This is a genomic window from Psychromicrobium xiongbiense, assembly GCF_030271165.1.
In the GTDB taxonomy this organism is placed as follows: domain Bacteria; phylum Actinomycetota; class Actinomycetes; order Actinomycetales; family Micrococcaceae; genus Renibacterium; species Renibacterium xiongbiense.
In genome coordinates this window covers 238,699-257,944 of record NZ_JASSZH010000021.1, presented here as the reverse complement: position 1 = coordinate 257,944, position 19,246 = coordinate 238,699, and the positions used below count along the sequence as shown (strand labels likewise).

Annotated in this window: 14 protein-coding genes and 1 tRNA gene; 10 read left to right on the top strand and 5 right to left on the bottom strand. The window is 65.9% G+C overall.

Annotation, left to right across the window (positions count from 1 at the left end):
• Positions 1 to 171: 171 nt before the first annotated feature.
• The gene (locus tag QQM37_RS09090; protein WP_285726700.1) at positions 172 to 1,434 is read left to right on the top strand and encodes a L,D-transpeptidase; all 1,263 of its coding nucleotides are present in this window, start codon (positions 172 to 174) and stop codon (positions 1,432 to 1,434) included.
• Positions 1,435 to 1,478: 44 nt separating this feature from the next.
• On the opposite strand, the gene QQM37_RS09085 is transcribed toward QQM37_RS09090, so the two are convergent.
• On the bottom strand, positions 1,479 to 2,282 hold the full coding sequence (locus tag QQM37_RS09085; RefSeq protein ID WP_285726698.1) for an RDD family protein: 804 nt from the start codon (positions 2,280 to 2,282) through the stop codon (positions 1,479 to 1,481).
• A 40-nt stretch (positions 2,283 to 2,322) separates the two neighbouring features.
• Between QQM37_RS09085 and QQM37_RS09080 the strand changes: the two genes are divergently transcribed.
• Together QQM37_RS09080 and QQM37_RS09075 are read left to right on the top strand one after the other, a co-directional pair.
• Entirely contained in the window at positions 2,323 to 3,315 is a 993-nt protein-coding gene (locus QQM37_RS09080; protein WP_285726696.1) for a stage II sporulation protein M, read from the top strand.
• 57 nt (positions 3,316 to 3,372) lie between these two features.
• Complete coding sequence (locus QQM37_RS09075; RefSeq protein ID WP_285726694.1) at positions 3,373 to 4,500, top strand: TIGR01906 family membrane protein; 1,128 nt, start codon at positions 3,373 to 3,375, stop codon at positions 4,498 to 4,500.
• Positions 4,501 to 4,598: 98 nt separating this feature from the next.
• Here the strand turns inward: QQM37_RS09075 and QQM37_RS09070 are convergent, their stop codons facing one another.
• Positions 4,599 to 6,212, bottom strand: coding sequence for a dolichyl-phosphate-mannose--protein mannosyltransferase (locus QQM37_RS09070; RefSeq protein ID WP_285726691.1), 1,614 nt, complete (start codon positions 6,210 to 6,212; stop codon positions 4,599 to 4,601).
• Positions 6,213 to 6,275: 63 nt separating this feature from the next.
• Between QQM37_RS09070 and rsmI the strand changes: the two genes are divergently transcribed.
• Complete coding sequence (gene rsmI / locus QQM37_RS09065; protein ID WP_285726690.1) at positions 6,276 to 7,136, top strand: 16S rRNA (cytidine(1402)-2'-O)-methyltransferase; 861 nt, start codon at positions 6,276 to 6,278, stop codon at positions 7,134 to 7,136.
• Positions 7,137 to 7,155: 19 nt separating this feature from the next.
• Here the strand turns inward: rsmI and QQM37_RS09060 are convergent, their stop codons facing one another.
• Genes QQM37_RS09060 through QQM37_RS09050 form a run of 3 tightly spaced genes read right to left on the bottom strand, consistent with a single transcriptional unit; the run spans position 7,156 to position 12,118 of the window.
• A complete protein-coding gene (locus QQM37_RS09060) occupies positions 7,156 to 9,651 on the bottom strand; it encodes a transglutaminase TgpA family protein (RefSeq protein WP_285726688.1) in 2,496 nt (831 codons plus the stop codon).
• A complete protein-coding gene (locus tag QQM37_RS09055; RefSeq protein ID WP_285726686.1) occupies positions 9,648 to 11,054 on the bottom strand; it encodes a DUF58 domain-containing protein in 1,407 nt (468 codons plus the stop codon). The genes QQM37_RS09060 and QQM37_RS09055 overlap by 4 nt, the downstream gene beginning before the upstream one ends.
• The gene (locus QQM37_RS09050; protein WP_420030150.1) at positions 11,051 to 12,118 is read right to left on the bottom strand and encodes an AAA family ATPase; all 1,068 of its coding nucleotides are present in this window, start codon (positions 12,116 to 12,118) and stop codon (positions 11,051 to 11,053) included. Before QQM37_RS09050 ends, QQM37_RS09055 begins: the two co-directional genes overlap by 4 nt.
• 174 nt (positions 12,119 to 12,292) lie before the next feature.
• Here QQM37_RS09050 and QQM37_RS09045 point away from each other — a divergent pair, with 174 nt between their 5' ends.
• From QQM37_RS09045 to QQM37_RS09020, 6 genes are all read left to right on the top strand, one after another.
• Positions 12,293 to 13,300: a TatD family hydrolase gene (locus QQM37_RS09045; RefSeq protein ID WP_420030149.1), complete on the top strand. Its 1,008-nt coding sequence runs from the start codon at positions 12,293 to 12,295 to the stop codon at positions 13,298 to 13,300.
• 251 nt (positions 13,301 to 13,551) lie between these two features.
• Positions 13,552 to 14,703, top strand: coding sequence for a transglycosylase family protein (locus tag QQM37_RS09040; protein WP_285726681.1), 1,152 nt, complete (start codon positions 13,552 to 13,554; stop codon positions 14,701 to 14,703).
• Between the two features lie 133 nt (positions 14,704 to 14,836).
• Positions 14,837 to 15,787, top strand: coding sequence for a 16S rRNA (adenine(1518)-N(6)/adenine(1519)-N(6))-dimethyltransferase RsmA (gene rsmA, locus QQM37_RS09035; RefSeq protein ID WP_420030145.1), 951 nt, complete (start codon positions 14,837 to 14,839; stop codon positions 15,785 to 15,787).
• 72 nt (positions 15,788 to 15,859) lie between these two features.
• Positions 15,860 to 16,954 (top strand): 4-(cytidine 5'-diphospho)-2-C-methyl-D-erythritol kinase, encoded by a 1,095-nt coding sequence (locus QQM37_RS09030; protein ID WP_285726678.1) that lies wholly within the window; start codon positions 15,860 to 15,862, stop codon positions 16,952 to 16,954.
• 159 nt (positions 16,955 to 17,113) lie between these two features.
• The gene (locus QQM37_RS09025) at positions 17,114 to 18,910 is read left to right on the top strand and encodes an ABC-F family ATP-binding cassette domain-containing protein (RefSeq protein WP_285726676.1); all 1,797 of its coding nucleotides are present in this window, start codon (positions 17,114 to 17,116) and stop codon (positions 18,908 to 18,910) included.
• A gap of 260 nt (positions 18,911 to 19,170) precedes the next feature.
• Positions 19,171 to 19,242 (top strand) — tRNA-Gln (locus QQM37_RS09020).
• Positions 19,243 to 19,246: the final 4 nt, after the last annotated feature.

Below are 19,246 nucleotides of genomic sequence, written 5' to 3'. Positions count from 1 at the left end.
TTCTGGGCAAACTGCTACAGAATCGCAACAATCGCGAGGGCCTGCTCACCGGGAATCGCTGGCGTCATGCGATAAACTGTTGTGCGTATCACTATTGCTGGGACAAACCAGCGCACATCAACAATCGCGCAGGGAATCCCCTGGTTTTCCGTTGCGCACCGGGAGCCTGGCATGACCGAATCCGTGGAGCAGAAACCCCGCCGCAAGGGTTGGAAGATCGCCGTCATCGCGGCCGTCTGCGTGCTGGCCGCCGCAGGTGGCATCGGCGCTGCCACCGCGCCCAGCTGGGCAGGTGGCGGGGCGAGTAACTCTCAGCCCACGACGAGTGCTCAGGCTGGCGCCAGCTCAACCGCCAGTGCCACGCCGAGCGTCCCGGTGCTGCCGCTCTCGGTGGTGGTCAGTCCGGCCGACGGCGCCAAGCAGGTCAACCCGATCACCCCGGTGCAGATCACAGCCACCAACGGATCCATCAAGTACGCGGTGCTCTCCAACGCGCTGACCGGCGAGAGCGTCGATGGCGTGGTCAGCGCCGACGGCACCACCTGGAAGGCCTCCGGCCTGCTGAAGTTCAACACGCAATACAAGCTCAGCTACTCCGCGCTGGACGGCGCCAAGCAGGAGACCACCGGTTCGCAGACTTTCAGCACCGTCAGCAGCGCCAATGAGGCGAACGCCGCCACCTACACCCCGGACGGATCCACGGTGGGCGTCGGCCAGCCCGTTCAGATCGATTTCAGCGAGCCGGTGATCAACAAGGAGGCCGTGGAAAAGGCGATCAAGATCACGACGACGGCCGGTCAGGTGGGTGCCTTCCACTGGTACAGCAACACCATGGTGCGTTACCGTCCGGAGGCCTTCTGGGCAGCCAACTCCACGATTTCCGTAGCGATGAACCTCTACGGAGTGGACCTGGGAAATGGTCAGATCGGCAACTTCAACAAGACCGTCAGTATGAAGGTTGGCGATAAGAAGCTGATCGTGGCCGATGGCAATACCCACCAGGCTCAGGTCTACGTCAATGACCAGCTGGTGCGCACCATGCCGATCACTATGGGAGACACCACCTTCCCCTCTGCCTCCGGTTACCAGGTCATGATGGAGAAGCAGCAACGCGCCCTGTTCGTGGCCTCCACGATCGGCCTCAAGCCCGGCGCACCCGGTGACTATGGGCAGGTCTGGGTCAACAATGCCATCCGGCTGACCACCAGCGGTCAGTTCATGCATGAGGCGACGCCCACCGGCATGTCCGTGCTGGGCGTGGAGAACGCCTCCCACGGCTGCATCGGTCTCAGCGAAGCGGATTCCAGCTGGGTGTTCGCCAACTTCGGAACGGGGGACATGGTGCAGGTGTTCAACTCCGGCAATACCGTGGCGCCGCCCACCGACGGTTTCGGCGACTGGAACATCCCCTGGGCACAGTACGGCTCCCGCTGACGCCCTGGGCGGCAGATCCTCACACCAGGTATGACCGGTGGGAGTCAGTTGGTATAGGGCAGGTGGGCCATCCGGGCGGCGATCCGATCGGACTCGGCCTTGACCGTGACAAGCCGACGATAGTCCCGATCTCGACGTTCAGCGGTCACCGCAGCCAGAAAGGCCTCCGCCGGGGTGCCCGGAGGTGGTGGCGGTGCAACCCACTGCGCGGCCTCGGTGGCCAGGGAGCTGGCCATCATCTCCCGTGATTGAGGAGTCATCCGGCTGCTCTGGGTCATGAACTGGCTGATCCTCCGCCCCAGGCCATCCGGCAGTCGGCCGATATCCGCCAATGAGGCCCAGTAGACCAGGGGCGGCGGCATCATCACTAAAGGTCCCGGGCGCGCGGCGACGGTCCGCTCCCGCAGCGAATAGGTTCCGGCCAGCAGATCACCCAGACGTTGGGATTTTTCATTCAGCAGTGAGGTGATGAAGGCCACCGAGCCGAAGGTCAGGTAGATCTCCAGAAAGCCCGTCAGGCCGCGAATCAGTGCTTGCCGGAAGCGGATTGACCCGCCGTCATCACGCACGATCCTCAAACCCATCGCGGCCTTACCCACCGACTTCCCCCGCCACAGCGTCTCCACCGCCACCGGCACGACGACGAAGGCCGTCACCGCCCAGCTAAGGAAGAGCGCGCTGATGGCCGCCGGATCCGCATGTTCGATGAGCGCCAGCAAGGCGATCAGTCCGCCAATGTACAGTGCTGTGTAGCACAGCAGATCCAGAAGCAGGCCCACCCCGCGAGCGGCGAAAGAGGCGGGTCTCAGCTCCAGGACGACGGCTTCGCCGGTGACGATGCTGCTCATGGACTCCAGTGTATGTGGCGGCCTGCCGTAGGCTGGTGCCGTGGATCTGGACGCATTCACCGCAGTACACCATGCGGAATGGAACCGCCTCAAGCAACTCAGCGGTCAGAGCCGTCTCAGTGGAGAGGAGGCGGACGAGTTGCTGCGCCTGTACCAGGTCACCTCCACTCATCTTTCGGTGATCCGTTCCGTCTCCGTGGAGGGCGATCTTTCCGCCCGCCTGTCCATGCTGCTGGCCCGGACGCGCACCGCCTTCACCGGCGCCCGGAGCAATATCTTCGAAGATGTCGCCGTCTTCTGCGTGGTCAGCCTGCCCGCAGCCTTCTACCGATTGCGGTGGCTGACCCTGGTCATCGCCGCGGGCTTTGTGCTGATCGCCGGGCTCTATGGCTGGTGGGTGGCCGCTAACCCGGAGGTTCAATCTGCACTGGGCCTGACGCCTCAGCTGAAGGACACCTTCGAGGGGCGGTTCGTCAATTACTATTCGGAGAACCCTGCAGCCTCTTTTGCGGGGCAGGTGTGGACCAATAATGCCTGGATTGCAGCCCAATGTGTGGCCTTCGGAGTGACCGGCATCTGGCCGCTGTACATGATCTACAGCAACGCCCAGGGGGTGGGGACCACCGCCGGGGTCATGTTCGCTTATGGGCGCGGGGATGTGTTCTTCAGCTATATCCTGCCGCACGGGCTGATGGAACTCACCGCGATCTTCGTGGCCGCCGCTGCGGGCTTCCGGCTGTTCTGGGCATGGGTCTCGCCCGGGCCGCTACGCCGGGCACAGTCCCTGGCCCAGGAGGGACGTTCTCTGATCACTGTGGCGCTGGGTCTGCTGGTGGTTCTGCTGGTCTCCGGCGTGGTGGAAGCCTTCGTCACCCCCTCACCGCTTCCGGTCTGGGTCAAAATCAGCATCGGCGCCCTCGTGCTGGCAGGCTACTGGGCCTACACCCTGGTACTGGGCGCTCGGGCACACCGGAGCGGGCAGCATGGCGACCTTGCAGAGCACGATGCCGGGAGCGTGGTCCCCACAGCATAGCTGCGGCTCTCGGGGTGGCTCACTCGGAGCAGGGGTCAGGGCGAGTAGCCTCAAAGGGTGAGTGAGAAGAACCCTGCACGTCCGCAAGACCGCCCTGCCCCGACCGAGGATCTGGCCGCCCAGTTGAATGCCTTCCGCGCCTCGGGCGAGGATGCGGGAGACACCTCGGCCGATTTCAGTTGGCTGGACACCGGCAAAGGGGCATCTTCCCAGGCTCCTTCTGCGACCAAGGACAGCAAGGCCGAGGGTGCAAAGCCTGCCGCTGGGGCAGCCGCTGCCAAGCCTGAGCCGGCTGCCGCCGCCAAAGCGGGGACGCCGTCATCGGGCGCTCCGGCATCGAGTGCTGCGTCCTCGGCTGCTCTATCCTCTGGTGCTCCAGAGGTCTCCACCGCCACCACCATGCTCTCCATCCGGCCGCCCAAAACCGACATTGACCGGCGGGTGGCCGGCCGGGAAGAAGCCATTGAGGCCAAGCCGGTGCTGCCTCGCATCTGGCAGATCATCGTGGCCATCTGCTTCCCCATCGTGGTCATCGCCGGCACCATTCGTCTGGTGGCCTCGCCGCTGTTCCTTTGGGTGGAGTACTTCCGGCCCGGGTTCCCGGCAGACCGGTTCGGCTTCAGCACCGATGATCGGCTCAGCTACGGCTCGTATGTGGTCGACTATCTGAACAATCTGGCCGGACCGCGCTTTCTGGGTGATCTGGTAGGCAGTAACGGGCAGAAACTGTTCCTGTCCACCGAGGTCAGCCACATGGCTGACGTCAAAGGCGTCATTTCCGTGTCCATGCTGATCGGATTCGTCGCGCTGGTGCTGGTCGTCATCGGTATGTTTTACCTGGCCCGGCACAGCGTCGGTGGCATCCGCCGGGCGGTCTTTGCCGGTTCGCTGGCCACGCTCGTGATCATCATCGGCCTGGGGGTTTTCGCCGTCATCGGCTGGGACACCTTCTTTGTCGATCTGCACAAGGTGTTCTTCGCCAACGGCACCTGGACCTTCCTGGAATCAGACACGCTGATCCGGCTCTTCCCGGAGCAGTTCTGGATGGACGCAGGTGGCACCATCGGGGCAATCGTGCTGATTGTGGCTTCGCTGGTCTTCGCCTTCAACTGGCCCACCAAGAGCCGCCGGACCGCTGTCGTCGAGGCTGCCAAGCGTTCGCAGGGCCGCCGCGTCGCCAACTGACCGCAGTCCTCCTCTCGAGTGGTGACGTATGGCCCCTAACACTCGGTGTTAGGGGCCATACGTCACCACTCGAGAGGAGCGAGAGGAGGAACAGGTCTTCAGATCCAGCTGGGCATCCACATATGTGAACGCCAGTCGTCGTAGGTGATGGTCTGTGCCGTCCAGATGGGCAGAAAGAACGCGCTGATCAGTAGAACCAGCACCACAAAAACGCCCACCACCATCGCGCCCTGCTGACGCCGCCAGGGCGGATCATCGCGGGTACCCAGGATGAGCCCCAGGCAGAACACCACGGCCAGAATCAGGTATGGCTCATAGGCGATGGCGTAAAAGAAGAAAATAGTGCGGTTCGGGTACATCAGCCACGGCAGGTAGCCCGCAGCCCAGCCGCAGAGGATCGCGCCGGCCCGCCAGTCCCGGCGCAGCAGCCAGTAGCCCAGCAGAAAGGTCAATGCTGCAGCCCCAGCCCACCAGATCAGCGGGTTCCCCACCGAGTTGACCACCTGGGCGCATTTGTCACCGTTGCAGCCGGAACCGGGGTACTCGGCGAAAAAGGAGGTCGGGCGGCCCATCACGAACCAGGACCAGGCATTCGCCTTATAGGGATGGTCGGATTCGATGGCGAGGCCCGCCGAGTACATCGACTGGTGATACGCCCAGAGAGAGCGCAGACTGGCCGGAATCCAGTCCCAGGTGCTGGAAGGGTTGCTCTGCGCCCAGTTGCGGTCGTAGGCATTGCTGGAGAGGAACCAGCCGGTCCAGCTGGCCAGATACGTCCCCAGCGAGACGAGGACCAGGCTGATGAAGGCCAGCGGAGAATCCTTGAGTACCGCGCCCATGAACCAGTAGCGGATGCCCGCAATGCGCCGGGCACTGGCATCCCACAGCACACTCATCACGGCAAAAGCGGCCAGGAAGAAAACACCGGTCCACTTGCTGCCGGCGCACAGGCCCAGCGACACCCCCGCGGCAATCCGCCACCACCGGATGCCGAGCCACGGCCCGTAGAGCAGGCGGGTGGAGTCGGAACCGACCCGCTCGCCATCGAGCGCCTGCGCCAGCCTGCGGGCCAGCCGCCGTCTGCCGTCATCGCGGTCCATCAGCAACGCACCGAAGCCCAGCAGGGCGAAGAACATCACGAAGTTGTCCAGAATGGCGGTGCGTGACATAACGATGGCATGGCCGTCCACCGCCAGAAGGAGCCCGGCGAGTGTGCCCAGGAGCGTCGAGCGGAACATCTTCTGGGCGATCAGCGCCAGCAGCAGGATGGCCAGCGTTCCCACCAGTGCCGTACCGAACCGCCAACCGAAGGTGCTGGAGGTGCCGAAGAGCTGCATGCCCCAGGCGATAATCCACTTGCCCACCGGCGGATGCACCACAAACCCCGGCGCATCCAGCAGCGAGGAATAATCACCCTGGTTGAATCCCGGATTGGGATCCCGGTTCCAGGCGCGTTCGTAACCGCTGATCAGATAGGAGTAGGCGTCTTTGACGTAATAGGTCTCATCGAAAACCAGTGAGGGCGGATCGCCCAGCCGCACGAAGCGCAGGATGCCGCCCAGCACAGCGGTGAGCAGCGGAGCCAGCCAGTACCAGAGGCGCAAGGACAGGGGAGTCTCCAGGAAGCGCCACCCGGTGCCCAGAAGCCGGCCCAGCAGCTGGCGTTGGCTGAACGCCTGGGCAGGGGGGAGGAGCCAGGATCCGCGAGTCACTGTGCCATGCTACCGGGGGCGTGCACGGAAGCCGTGGTCGCGGCCGGGCCGTAGGCTGGGAGCATGGATTCTTCGCGTGAGGCTGATTCGGCCGGGCAGATTGTGCTGGCAGCCACTCCGATCGGCAATGTAGCTGATGCCTCCGGCCGGTTGACCGAACTGCTGACGACGGCGGAAGTCGTGGCTGCGGAGGACACTCGCCGGCTGCTGGCCCTGGCTGCAGGCCTGGGCGTGAACGTCGCGGGAAGGCTGGTGAGCTACCACGAACACAATGAGGGCCGGAAAACCGCGGAGCTGATCGAGCGCGCCCGTTCCGGGGATACCGTCCTGATGGTCTCCGATGCCGGCATGCCCTCGGTCTCGGACCCCGGCTACCGCCTGGTGGAAGCGGCGCACGCGGCCCGGGTCCGGGTTACCGCGGTACCCGGGCCTTCCGCGGTGCTGACAGCCCTGACGCTGTCCGGTCTGCCGACGGACCGCTTTGCTTTTGAAGGCTTTCTCCCCCGCAAGGCTGGAGAACGGTTGAGCCGGCTCCGCGAGGTGGCCCAGGATCCACGCACGCTCGTCTTCTTCGAGGCGCCTCATCGACTGGAGAGCATGCTGGCCGCTGTGGTGGAGGTTTTCGGGCCGGACCGGCCTGCCGCTGTCACCCGGGAACTGACCAAAACCTACGAAGAGGTGCTGCGTGGCACGGTGGGTGAGCTCCATGCCTGGGCGGTGGAAGCCGAGGTGCGCGGCGAGATCGCGGTGGTGGTCGGAGGCAGCACCGGCCAGCAGGGCAGCGCCGAAGACCTGCTGGCCGCGGTGGCCACGCTGACCGAAAGCGGCATCCGGCTCAAGGATGCTGTGGCCACCGTGGCCGAAAGCGCCGGGGCCAGTAAACGTGAGTTGTATGCCGCTGTGCTCGCTGACCGCTCACGCTGAGCGCCCCAGTTGAGTGCCCTCAGCCCCGGTACGGCCGGGCCAGGGACGCCGGGAGGAGCAGGGCCCGCAGCCGGCGTGCAGGGCGGGCGTGAAGTTTCAGTGCGGTCAGGGCGGCCCTGAGCTGACGCAGCGCTGCAGGTGGCGTCGTCGTGACCGCAGGCCCGGGACCGTATCTCAGGCGCTCCACGGCATCGACCAATGACCCGAGATCAACAGGGGTTCCGGCGTCGGAGACCAGACCGGAGGCGGCAAGACGCTGGACGAAGCGGCGCGGGGTATCGCTGGCATCCCGGGGTAACCCGTGGTCGTAGCTGGCATCCTGCAACTCGGCCCAGGCCTGCTGAATTCCGGCACCCGGCTCGGTGCGGCGTCGCCGGCGTAGCGCGCGGAACACCGCGGGCAGAGTCGCCAGCATCAACGCGAGCGGCAGCGACAGCCACCACCAGGGAAACTCCTGCTTGGTGCCCTGGAGCTGCCCGGCGGAACTGCTGCTGGGCGAGCTGCTGCTGGAGGTTCCGGGGGCGCTGGTGCTCTGCCCGGTGGGTACTGTGTCGCCGGGCGGGGTGGTGGCATCGGCAACAGGCGCCTGTGCATAGCCGGGTACCACCCCTCGGGAGGGTGTCGGCTCGAAGGGTACCCAACCAAGGCCCTCAAAGTAGAGCTCGGGCCACGCATGTGCATCGGTTCCGTCGACCTCGAACTGAGTGTGCGGCTTGCCACCGATATCCGTGGTCGAGGAGGTGGCTCGTCCGGGTGCGAAGCCCACGGCGATCCGGCTGGGTATGCCGGCCTCCCGGGCCATGACCGCCATCGCCGCGGAAAAATGTACGCAATACCCGCTTTTGACCTGCAGGAAGGTTGCCAGCACGTCCATCCCCGTACCGTCATAGTTGCCGGACACCGGCGTCTGCAGGGAGTACGTGAAGGCCGGACCGCGCAGATAATTCTGCAATGCCATCGCCTTCTCATACGGGGTTCCGGCGGCAGCGGTCACCTCCAGAGCCCGTTGACGGATGATCGGAGGCATGGAGGTGGGCAACGACATGAAAATCGGGTCGAGGGTGGGTCGCGGACGCGCCCGAGCCAGCTCCAGCACCTCCGGAGTGAGCACCGGACTCGCACTGCTCACCTGGTAACTCTGGCCGTGTGTGGTGCTGCCCACGCCCTTGATGGATAGGGTTTTGGTGTCCACCCGCCAGGAACCGGAGAGGCCGGTGACGGCCTGAGGCGCATAGGGTGCGGGCAGCCAATCATTGGCCAGGTCGCTGGCCTCGATGACGCTGACCATGGGGGTGGTCGAGGTCGCGCTGGGCGCGAAGTCATCGCGGAGTGCCGTATCGCTCAGCGGTTGCATCTCCCGGACAGTGGGCTGCCAGTTATCGCCAGCAAAGGATTCCACGGTGGTCGTGCGCAGGTACGGCGCGTTATCGCTGGTGGTGGCCACGGTGAAGCTACCGCTGGCCGTTGGAGATCGCAGATCCGAGCCGAGCGCGAGCAAGGGGCTGAGCCCGGCGACCTGGCCGAACGGATTGAAGCGAGAGCCCTGGGGGAAGGTGCCCGTGGTGAAACCGGGCAGAGCCGTGCTCACACCCAGGGCCAGGATCAGTGCGACGGCTCCCCAGGCGGCCGGCCGCCACCAGGCGTCGACACTGAGGGTCACGGAGGCAGTCCGAGATGCCGCGTCTCCCCTCTGTTGGTTGCCCTGGCTCGCCTCGCCCCGCAACGCCGTCCAGCGTTCGCTGAGCCCCTCGCGGATAGCGGCCCGGGACTCCCGCGAGCCTGGGGCGCTCCGGGGGGCAGCCTGAACGCCCCCGCCCCGGTCAAAGGCTGAACCGGCCGATGCCGGTCCGGAGGCGGCCTTGGCTGCCGCCGCACCGCCGGTGGTCGCCAGACTCTGCGACAGCGCCAGAATGCTCAGGAACCCGGCCCCACCCAACAGGAATCCCAGCACCCCCAGGCTGTCCACTTTGATGGTTGCGGGCACGATGGCGACCATCAACGGCCCAATGCCGCTCGCCGCAGGCATCATCAGCCCTACTGCGAGCAGATCGGTCAGGACGGTGATCAGCCCCACGCCCAGGCAGAGGACGAACAGGATTCCGGAACCGGCCTCCACTGGCGCCACCTGGCGGGCGACGGTATCAGCCGCCTGACCGATCAGAGCATTGGCCAGCCCCAGACTGGACGAGGTGGGAATGAACCCCAGGAGCGCAGTGGAGGCCAGGAACTGCAGGGTCAGTACCGCCGTCAGGACAGCAGCGCCCACCACGGGAACCCAGCCAGCAGGGAACCGGAGCGCTCTGGCCCAGGCCTGGGCCAACACGACCGTACCCACCGTGAAGCTCAACGGCACGAACCATCCGTAGCCGCGGAAAACGCCACCGAAACCGACGGCGGTCCCCGCCACGGCCAGGAAGACGGCTGCTGCCAATTGCCAGGGCAGCGGACGGGAAGCGGCGAAAGGAACGAATCTGGCCCGGCGCTGCCTGGTCAGGGTTTCGGGACGCCAACTCATCCGGCACCTCCGCCCGACGTGAGATTCCGCCGGGCATCCAGCTGCGCCCAGAGCGCGGGCAGCCAGAGCGCGGGCAGAGAACTGTCCGCGGAGGCCACCGCCACTTGCCAGCCCGCGTGTCGGAGCAGTTCCGTGGCCCTCTTCAACCCGGGGTCGCTGGCGTGGTGTGCTGGCACGACGATCAGTGCACACGCTTCGGTGGCGTCGGCCGCCAGGGGAGCGAGCAGGCCGGCATCCGCCCCGTCGAGCAGGCCCAGCACCGCGACCACCGGTCCGCGCCGTGCTGTGGCGCTCACCGTGGAGAGCAGACCGGCATCGTGTCTGGAATCCTCACCCGGTCCTTGGTCGCCGCTGGCGCGAGGCAGTTCCAAGGCGGCGAGGCTGGCAGCGAGCTCGGCTGCGCCATCAGAACCCACCAGGTACTCCTGCTCAGGATGTTCAGCGGGGCGGGATCGTGCGGCCCCTGCAGATCCGAACAGGTCGAGGAAGCGGAGTTCAAAGCCGTGCTGGAGCAGATGTGCACCGATGGAGTTCGTTGCGGTCACAGCCCATTCGAAGGATTCAGAACTGTGCAGCTCGGGGTGGGCCGCCGCCTGACGCGAACCCGGCCCATGGGGCAGAAAGGCGGGCAGGCGCTGATCCAGGATCAGGGTGGCCAACGGAGTGGTGACGGATTCTTCCTGGCGGACCATGAGTTGACCGTGCCGTGCGGTCGCGGGCCAGTGCACCCGGCGCATCGGGTCCCCGTGGCGGTAGGTGCGGGTCATCACATCGTCATCGCTCGGATTGGCTCGTTGCCGGGTCGGCGCCGGGCCGTCCACCCCATGTGCGCCACTGAGCTGCAGGGTATGAAGTTCCAGGCAGGGCGGCGTGACGGTCAGCCAGGAGACTCCCGGCAGGATCAGCATGGTGCGGCTGAGTCCGAAGGCATCGGAGAATTCGGCGCTGACCGGCCCCACCGCAAACTGACCCCGGACGGCGGGGTGAATGCGGTATCGATAGCGGCTCAGCCGCTCGGTGGACGTCACCTGGTGAGCCTGGCCCGGATACCAGAACTGCGGAGACGGTCCGAACCGTTCGGGCAGGCCCTCCTGCATGCGTAGCCGCCCGGTAAAGCGGCTGGGCGCGCTGATCGACAGGCTCACCGAGGCTGCCGATCCGGCCACCACTACGGTGGGTTCGAAGCTGCGACGGACGGTGAAGCCGGGTACGCCGAGCCGCACCGATGCCAGGGCCAGAACCGGTAGGAGCAGCAGGAACAGGCCCAGGACCAGAAGGTCCTTGCGGCCCATCACCTGGGCCAGCAGCAGACACAGTACCCCGGCTCCGGCCAGCGACCAGCCGCGGAAGGTCAGGCGGGTTTGTGGCTTCCGACGCTCGCCGGAGCCCCGTGCTGCGCTCACCGCAGGCGGTCGGCGCGGTGGGTCAGGGCGCCAGCGGAGGGCGAGGAAAGGACCGACGCGGGGGAACCCACCGGAACAGAGGCCAGAATCGTCCGCAGGACCTGCCCGGTGGTGGTCCCTGCGGCGCCTGCCCGCCGGTCCAGCAGCAGGCGATGGTCCAGCACCGCCGGTGCGAGCGCGGCGACATCGTCCGGGACCACAAAACTGCGCCCGGCCAGGGCGGCGGTGGCCTTGGCCGCGCGGAGGAGCTGCAACAGGGCCCGCGGGCTGGCACCCAGGCGGATCTGTGGATGTTCCCTGGTGGCTCGACCCAGAGCCACCACGTAATCCTTGACCGCAGTAGCGACGTGGATCCCCTGGACCAGGCTGATCATCGCCCGCACCTGCGCCTCGCTCACCACCGGGTGGACCTGGCTCAGCGGGGAGGTCGACTGGTGGGTCTCGAGCATCTGAACCTCAGCCTCGGCATCCGGGTAGCCCAGCGAGATCCGGGCCATGAACCGGTCCCGTTGGGCCTCCGGCAACGGGTACGTGCCCTCCATTTCGAGCGGATTCTGGGTGGCGACCACCATGAACGGTTCGGCCAGCTGGTAGGTGGAACCGTCCACCGTGACCTGGTGTTCCTCCATACATTCCAGCAGGGCGGACTGGGTTTTGGCAGAGGCACGGTTGATTTCGTCCCCGATCACCACATTGGCAAAGACGGCGCCAGGCCGAAATTCGAAGCTGTGGTTGGTCTGATTGAAGATCGAGACCCCGGTGACATCGGAGGGGAGCAGATCCGGGGTGAACTGGATCCGGCTCACGGAGCAGTCCAAGGTGCGGGCCAGAGTCTTGGCCAGCATGGTCTTGCCAACGCCGGGCACGTCCTCGAGGAGGAGATGGCCACGGGCCAGCAGCACGGTCAGCGCCAGCTGGGCGGCTTCGGCTTTGCCGTCGATCACTGTGGAGATGGCGTGGAGAATGTCGTGGCTCAGGGCCGTGAATTCGGCGTGCGCCATCGCCGTCGGTGCCCCGTCCTGGGTGCCATCGGATGCCCTTCGGGCGACGAACTGGGGGGCGATATGGTCCGAAGGCGCGTGGCTCACAATGGATTCCTCTGATCAGCCGATTCCGCAGTCCCTGCAGGGCTCGTGGCCCGGCGGGGTGTGAACTACGTTACTCGTTGAACCGCTCCCTGAGCATCCCGCAGGGTACGGCCTAGAGTAGACAGCATGTCTTCTGTTGTTCCTGCCAGCATGGGATCGACGGCCAGTGCGCCTTCGCCAGCCGATACCGATCAGCTGGCGCCGCTGCCCTATCGCTCCGCGGAGCCGATCACGCCGGAGCGCCTGGCGGCGGAGAAGGATCCTGCGGCGAAAGCCGCGCTCAAACGCCGTCGCGCCCTGGAATTCCCGCCGGCCCCTGAGCCGCTTCCGGAGCCGGTGATGGACAATCACACCCACCTGGACTTCCCCGTTCTGGACGACAACGCCCCCGCGGATCTGCGGGACGCACTGGCCCGGGTGTCGCTGAAGGATGCGCTCGATGTCGCCGCTTCCGTGGGAGTGCAGGGTGCCGTGCAGGTGGGCTGTGATCTGGAGTCCTCCCGCTTCGTCGTCCAGGCGGTGAAGGCCGATGAGCGCCTGCTCGGTGCCGTCGCGATTCATCCCAACGATGCGCCCGCACTGGCGGAGGCGGGGCAGCTCGACGCGGCCCTGGCGGAACTCGAGGTTCTCGCCGCGCATCCACGGGTCCGGGCGATCGGGGAGACCGGTCTGGACTACTTCCGCACCGAGGCGCAGAGGCAGCCACAGCAGCAGGAGTCCTTCCGGAAGCATCTGGAACTGGCCAAGCGGCTGGACCTGGCACTGCAGATCCACGACCGGGATGCGCACGAGGATGTGGTGCGCATTCTGCTGGAGCAGGGTGCCCCTTCCCGGGTGGTGTTCCACTGCTTCTCCGGAGATGCCAGCCTGGCCCGGATCTGCAGGGAGCATGGCTGGTACCTCTCCTTCTCCGGGACGGTGACGTTCAAGAATTCGGAAGGTCTGAGGGAGGCGGCTGCGCTCGCCGATCCCTCGTTGATTCTGGTCGAAACCGATGCGCCTTTCCTGACGCCTCACCCCTTCCGGGGACGGCCCAATGCGAGCTATCTCATGCCCCAGACGGTACGGGTTCTGGCGGAGACCAGAGAGACCGAGCTGTCCCGGTTCTGCCAGCAGTTGAGTCGTAATACTGAGCAGGTCTACGGCAGCTGGGACTGACCTCATAGCATCCCGTCCGAGATGAAATCTTGGCCTTGGGTCACAATTCGGTTACAGTAGTGGGTAGATAGCCGGGATCGGGGAAGGTCCGCGGAGATCACTCGCATCATGAAGACCGCCTTGAGTCCTGCACGCACAGTGGCACAGCGTGGTCTGAAACAGATAGAGATCTCTGAGAGTGGGGATGCGCGCAGGTGCGTATGACTACTCTGAATTCCCGTGCCCGGATGCTTGAGTAGTTATGGGATCCAGTGGCACAATTCTTCACCTCCGGGGGCAAACTCAGCTGGCCGAAAATAGCCGGTCAGTCTCTCGTTCTTCTGGCCCTTGTGGCCGGTCTTGTCGGCTTTGTATCGGCAGCGAAAACTATCAAGCTCTCGGTAGATGGAGTGGCGACATCCGTGCAGACCTTTGGTGGGTCGGTGCACGATGTGCTCAATGCGGCCCAGGTCAGCGTGACGACCGCGGACAAGGTCGTCCCGGCCCTCGATTCTGCCGTGGATAACGGCATCACCATCACCGTGGAGAAGAGCAAGGATGTTCTGGTCACGGTCGATGGCGTCGCCAGCCACGTGCAGACCACTGCCAGCCACGTCGACGCGCTGGTGGATCAGCTCAACATCTCCCCGGCAGCGGTGCTCAGCTCCCCCCGGGATGCAGTTCTGGCCCAGGACGGCGCCAGCCTGACCATTACGACGCCGAAGCAGGTCACGATTGTGGCCGATGGCACCAGCGTGGAGCGCACCACCACCGCAGCAACGGTGGCGGATGTGCTCACTGAAGCCAAGGTGATCCTCGGCGCAGCTGATCTGACCTCCGTTCCGCGGACCGCGCCCATCGTGCCCCATCTGACCATCAAGGTCTCCCGGGTGCTGACCGATGGCTCCGTGACCACGCAGGAAGATGTCGCCTTCACCACCGAGCAGACGGTCGATCCGAATGCGTTCAAGGATGAGAAGAAGGTCACCCAGCAGGGTGTGGCCGGCAAGCTGCAGAAGACCTTCACGGTGACCACCATCGACGGGCGTGAGGTGAGCCGCGTGCAGACCGGTCAGCAGACGCTCAGCACCCCGGTAGTGCAGAAGGTCACGGTGGGCGGTAAGGACCGTCCTGCTGCCACCCCTGCCGCCGGCGGCAACACCGGCGCAGCTCCGACAGGCGCTGCCACCGGCGTGAACTGGGACGCGATCGCTCAATGTGAATCGGGTGGCAACTGGGCTATCAACACCGGTAACGGTTACTATGGCGGGCTCCAGTTCGCTACCGGTTCCTGGCTGGCCAACGGCGGTGGAGCCTACGCTCCCCGGGCCGATCTGGCGAGCCGCGAGCAGCAGATTGCTGTGGCCAACGCTTACTACGCGAAGGCTGGCCTGGGGCCCTGGGGCTGCGGTTATCGCGGCTAATCGCTCACACTTCTGTCAACAGATCCCGGCTCACACTCCAGTGAGCCGGGATCTGCTGTTCTATCCCATCTATCCCGGGCTAACGGCGCTGGCCAACCGGGACCTGGTGACGGCCGCCCGGTAGACTGCTGCGGTGAACCAGCCCACCGAACCGAGTTCTGACAGCACGCCAGCCCCTGCGGCTGCCACGTCCGGCGGCCGCTTACTCAGTGCAGCCGACATCCGCCGTCTTGCCGAGGAACTGGGACTGCGGCCCACCAAGACCCTGGGTCAGAACTTCGTCATCGACGGCAATACGATCCGTCGCATCGTGGCCGCGGCTCACGTTGACCCAGGGGAGACCGTGCTGGAGGTTGGGCCAGGGCTCGGCTCGCTGACCCTGGGACTGCTCGATGCCGCCGAGCGCGTCGTCGCGGTTGAGATCGATCCGCCCCTGGCCGAGCGGCTGCCGCAGACCGTGGCCGAATTCCGGCCGGAGAAAAGCGGATCGCTGAACGTGATCGGCGCCGATGCGCTCCGGGTGACCAGCCTGCCGGGCGGTGCTGGCGGGGAGCTGGAGCAGCCCACCGCGCTGGTGGCGAATCTGCCGTACAACGTGGCGGTACCCGTGGTGCTGCACCTGCTGGAACACTTCCCGAGCCTCCGCCACGGCCTGGTCATGGTCCAGGACGAGGTGGCGGACCGGCTGGCCGCCGGACCGGGCAGCAAGACCTACGGCATCCCCTCGGTCAAAGCCGCCTGGTACGCTTCCATGCGCAAAGCCGGGGTGATCGGCATGAACGTGTTCTGGCCAGCACCCAAAATCTCCTCAGGGCTGGTGGAATTCACCCGCCGTGAACCCCCGATCGCCGAGGAGATGCGCCCCGAGGTGTTCGCCGTGATCGACGCGGCGTTCGCCCAGCGCCGCAAGACGCTCCGTGCAGCACTGGCAGGTTGGGCCGGAAGCGCGGCAGAGGCGGAGCGTCGCCTCGTGGCGGCCGGGGTGGATCCGAGCAGCCGCGGCGAAATGCTCGATGTCGAGGCCTTTGCCCGGATCGCTCTGGCTGCTACCGGAGAACTGACTGCTGCTGATTCGGCTTCCTGATTCCTCCTCGGTGTTCGCCCCGCCGGGGCTCAGCACTTGGACGCTTCCGGCACGGTGGCCTAGGTTAGGGCTATGACGCCATCACGCGCCGGGAGCAACGGCACCGTTTCGCTGGGCTCCCGTTCGCAGGATTCTGGTTCACGCGGCCCGGGCAAGGCCAGGCAGCGCTCGGTCCGCGCCAAAGCGCCCGGAAAAATCAATGTCTCCTTTGAGGTGGGGCCGCTCCGCGAGGATGGCTATCATCCGGTGGCCAGCGCCTATCTGGCCGTCTCGCTGTATGAAGAAGTGACGGTGCGCAGTCGGCTCGAACCGGGTGTCGGGGTCAGCCTTCGCTATGCGCCGGACGGCCTGGCCGCCGGGCCTGCATCGTCGGATTCCTCGGGTTCCTCAGGGTCGGATTCGTCGGCGGGGCCGGAAGAGCAGGCGTTGCTCAGCATCCCTCTCGATCACAACAATCTGGTGGCCCGCGCGGCGAACCTGATGGCCGATCTCAGCGAGCACCCCACCGGCGTGGATATCGAAATTCTCAAGCGCGTTCCGGTGGCCGGTGGCATGGGCGGCGGGTCGGCTGATGCCGCCGCTACTCTGCTGGCCTGTGACGCCCTCTGGGAGGCTGGCCTGTCCCGGGAAGAGCTGGCCCATCTGGCGGCCGAACTCGGAGCTGACGTCCCCTTCGCGCTCTTTGGTGGTGCGGCGATTGGTCTGGGCGTGGGGGAGGAGCTCTCTTCCGCGCTGGCTCCGCGGCCGTTCTTCTGGGTGCTGGCAGCCGCGGACTTCGGTCTGTCCACGCCCTCGGTGTTCGGCACGCTGGACAAACTGCGCACGATGCACGGGGAGCGGCCCGAGGTGCCGCAGGCCGTCAACCCGCTGGTGCTACAGGCCTTGCGCAGCGGGGATGCCGAGGCGCTGGCCGCGGTGGTACACAATGATCTGGAGCCGGCAGCACTGAGTCTGTCGCCGGGCCTGGCAGGGACGCTCCGGGCTGCACGCGATGCCGGTGCACTGGCCGCAGTGGTCTCCGGTTCCGGCCCCACTGTTGCCGCTCTGGCGCGGGATCAGGTTCATGCCGAGGACATTGCCGATGAACTCCGTGCCGGGGGCCTGCGGGTGCGCGCTGTGCATTCGCCGGTGCACGGTGCGAAAATTGTCTCTGACGTGGTGCATTAGGCACTCTCCAGACCGGTCTCAAGCGCCCGGCTCTACCTGAAGGAACTCCTTGACCTCTCCCACCCCCGTGATGCTCTGTGGCCTGACCTGCACGCGCCCGGGCCGGCATCGTCCAATCCCCGTAGCCATGGTGTCGACCCAGCCCGGGCAGGCACGCTGATGGCACATCTGCTGGGGGCTGAAGCCCTGAACCTTGAATTCCCGACCCGCACGGTTTTCGGGTCGGTCACGCTCGGCGTCAATGAAGGTGACCGGATCGGCATCGTGGGTCGCAATGGTGACGGCAAGTCGAGTCTGCTGGCCATGCTGGCCGGGCAGCTGGAGCCGAACGCCGGGCGGGTCACGGTGCGCGGCGGCGTCCGGATGGGCGTCCTGGACCAGTCGGATACGCTCGATGACGCCCTGACGGTCGCGCAGACGATTGTCGGGGATCGGGCGGAGCATGAGTGGGCCTCGGAGGCGCGCACCCGTGAGGTGATCGCCGGTCTGGTCAGTGGCCTCGACTGGGACGCCCCGGTGCGTGGTCTCAGCGGTGGGCAGCGTCGCAGGGTTGCGCTGGCAGCGTTACTGGTGGGCGACTGGGACCTGTTGGCGCTGGATGAGCCGACCAACCACCTGGACGTGGAGGGCATTACCTGGCTGGCCTCGCATCTGAAGAAACGCTGGTCCGCGACGGCCGGTGGGTTGCTGGTGGTCACCCACGACCGCTGGTTCCTGGATGAGGTCTCCACGGCTACCTGGGAAGTCCACGACGGCATTGTGGAGCCCTTTGAGGGCGGATATGCGGCCTACGTGCTGCAACGGGTGGAGCGGGACCGGATTGCGGCCGCCACCGAATCGAAACGGCAGAACCTGATGCGTAAGGAACTCGCCTGGCTGCGGCGCGGCGCCCCGGCCCGCACCGCCAAGCCGAAGTTCCGCATCGATGCCGCGAACGCTCTGATTGAGGATGTCCCGCCGCTGCGCAACCCGATAGAGCTGCGTCAGATGGCCAGCGCCCGGCAGGGTAAAGAGGTGGTGGACCTGCTGGACGCCGGGGTGGCCTTCGGCGACAGCGAGGTACTGCGCAAGGTGGAGTGGCGGATCGCCCCGGGGGAGCGGACCGGCATTCTGGGTGTCAACGGTGCCGGAAAGTCGACCCTGCTCTCCCTGATTACCGGCGCACTGCAACCGACCTCCGGGCGGGTCAAACGTGGCAAGACCGTCCAGGTCGCCACCCTGGACCAGCAGCTGGGTGACCTGGCGGAGATCGCTGAGGAACGGGTCAGCGATGTGATCGGGCGCAAGCGCACCTCTTACATCGCCGGGGGTAAAGAGATGACTCCAGGCCAGCTGCTGGAGCGGCTGGGGTTCACCAACGCGCAGCTGTCCACTCAGATCAAGGATCTCTCCGGCGGCCAGAAGCGGCGGCTGCAGTTGCTGCTGATCCTGTTAGACGAGCCAAACCTGCTGGTGCTCGATGAACCGACGAACGATCTGGACACGGATATGCTCGCTGCGATCGAGGATCTTCTGGACTCCTGGCCCGGCTCGCTCGTGGTGGTCTCCCATGACCGCTACCTGCTGGAACGCGTCACCGATCAGCAGTATGCGATTCTGGACGGCCAGCTGCGGCATCTGCCGGGCGGGGTGGACCAGTACCTGGAACTCAGCGCGGCCGCCACGGCAGCGGCAGCCCGTGGCGGGTCTGCACCGTCGCTCGCCGCCGGAGCACCATCGACTGACTCCGCTCTCTCCGGCAGTGAGCTACGGGCCGCGCAGAAGGAGGTCAGCGCCCTCGAGCGTCGGCTGAACAAGCTCACGGAACTCATTGACCGGGCGCACGGAACGCTGGCTGGCCACGACCAGAGTGACTACCAGGGGCTGGCCGGGCACACCGAGGCGTTGCGGGTGCTGGAAGAGGAAGTGGCTCAGTTGGAGGACCGTTGGCTGGAGCTCTCCGAACAGCTCGGCTAACCTCGCCCGCGCCTCGGGTACGCTCCCGTAACCCAGCGTGCGTTACCCTCCCGTAACCCAACTGGGTGGCAGTAGTTGCTCAAAATTCGCCATTTTTCGACAACTACTGCCACTCAGTTGGGAAGGGGAGAGGGGCAGGGAGGGAAAGGGGCGGAGGGGGCTGGCTGGGAGTGACCCGGAACGGTTCATTCGACCCCCGGCGGCCCGCCATGGCAAACTAGAGAGTCGCCTCTGACGGACCTTCGTCCTGACGAGTGCACTCCGCTCTGGTGTAACGGCAGCACCCCGGCCTTTGGAGCCGTGGAGTATAGGTTCGAATCCTATGGGCGGAACGCG

Excerpts from the sequence above, each read along its gene's own strand:
- QQM37_RS09090 (WP_285726700.1), top strand. The coding sequence starts at position 172 with ATGACCGAATCCGTGGAGCAGAAACCCCGCCGCAAGGGTTGGAAGATC.
- QQM37_RS09085 (WP_285726698.1), bottom strand. The coding sequence starts at position 2,282 with ATGAGCAGCATCGTCACCGGCGAAGCCGTCGTCCTGGAGCTGAGACCC.
- rsmI (WP_285726690.1), top strand. The coding sequence starts at position 6,276 with ATGGATTCTTCGCGTGAGGCTGATTCGGCCGGGCAGATTGTGCTGGCA.
- QQM37_RS09060 (WP_285726688.1), bottom strand. The coding sequence starts at position 9,651 with ATGAGTTGGCGTCCCGAAACCCTGACCAGGCAGCGCCGGGCCAGATTC.
- QQM37_RS09045 (WP_420030149.1), top strand. The coding sequence starts at position 12,293 with ATGGGATCGACGGCCAGTGCGCCTTCGCCAGCCGATACCGATCAGCTG.
- QQM37_RS09030 (WP_285726678.1), top strand. The coding sequence starts at position 15,860 with ATGACGCCATCACGCGCCGGGAGCAACGGCACCGTTTCGCTGGGCTCC.
- QQM37_RS09025 (WP_285726676.1), top strand. The coding sequence starts at position 17,114 with ATGGCACATCTGCTGGGGGCTGAAGCCCTGAACCTTGAATTCCCGACC.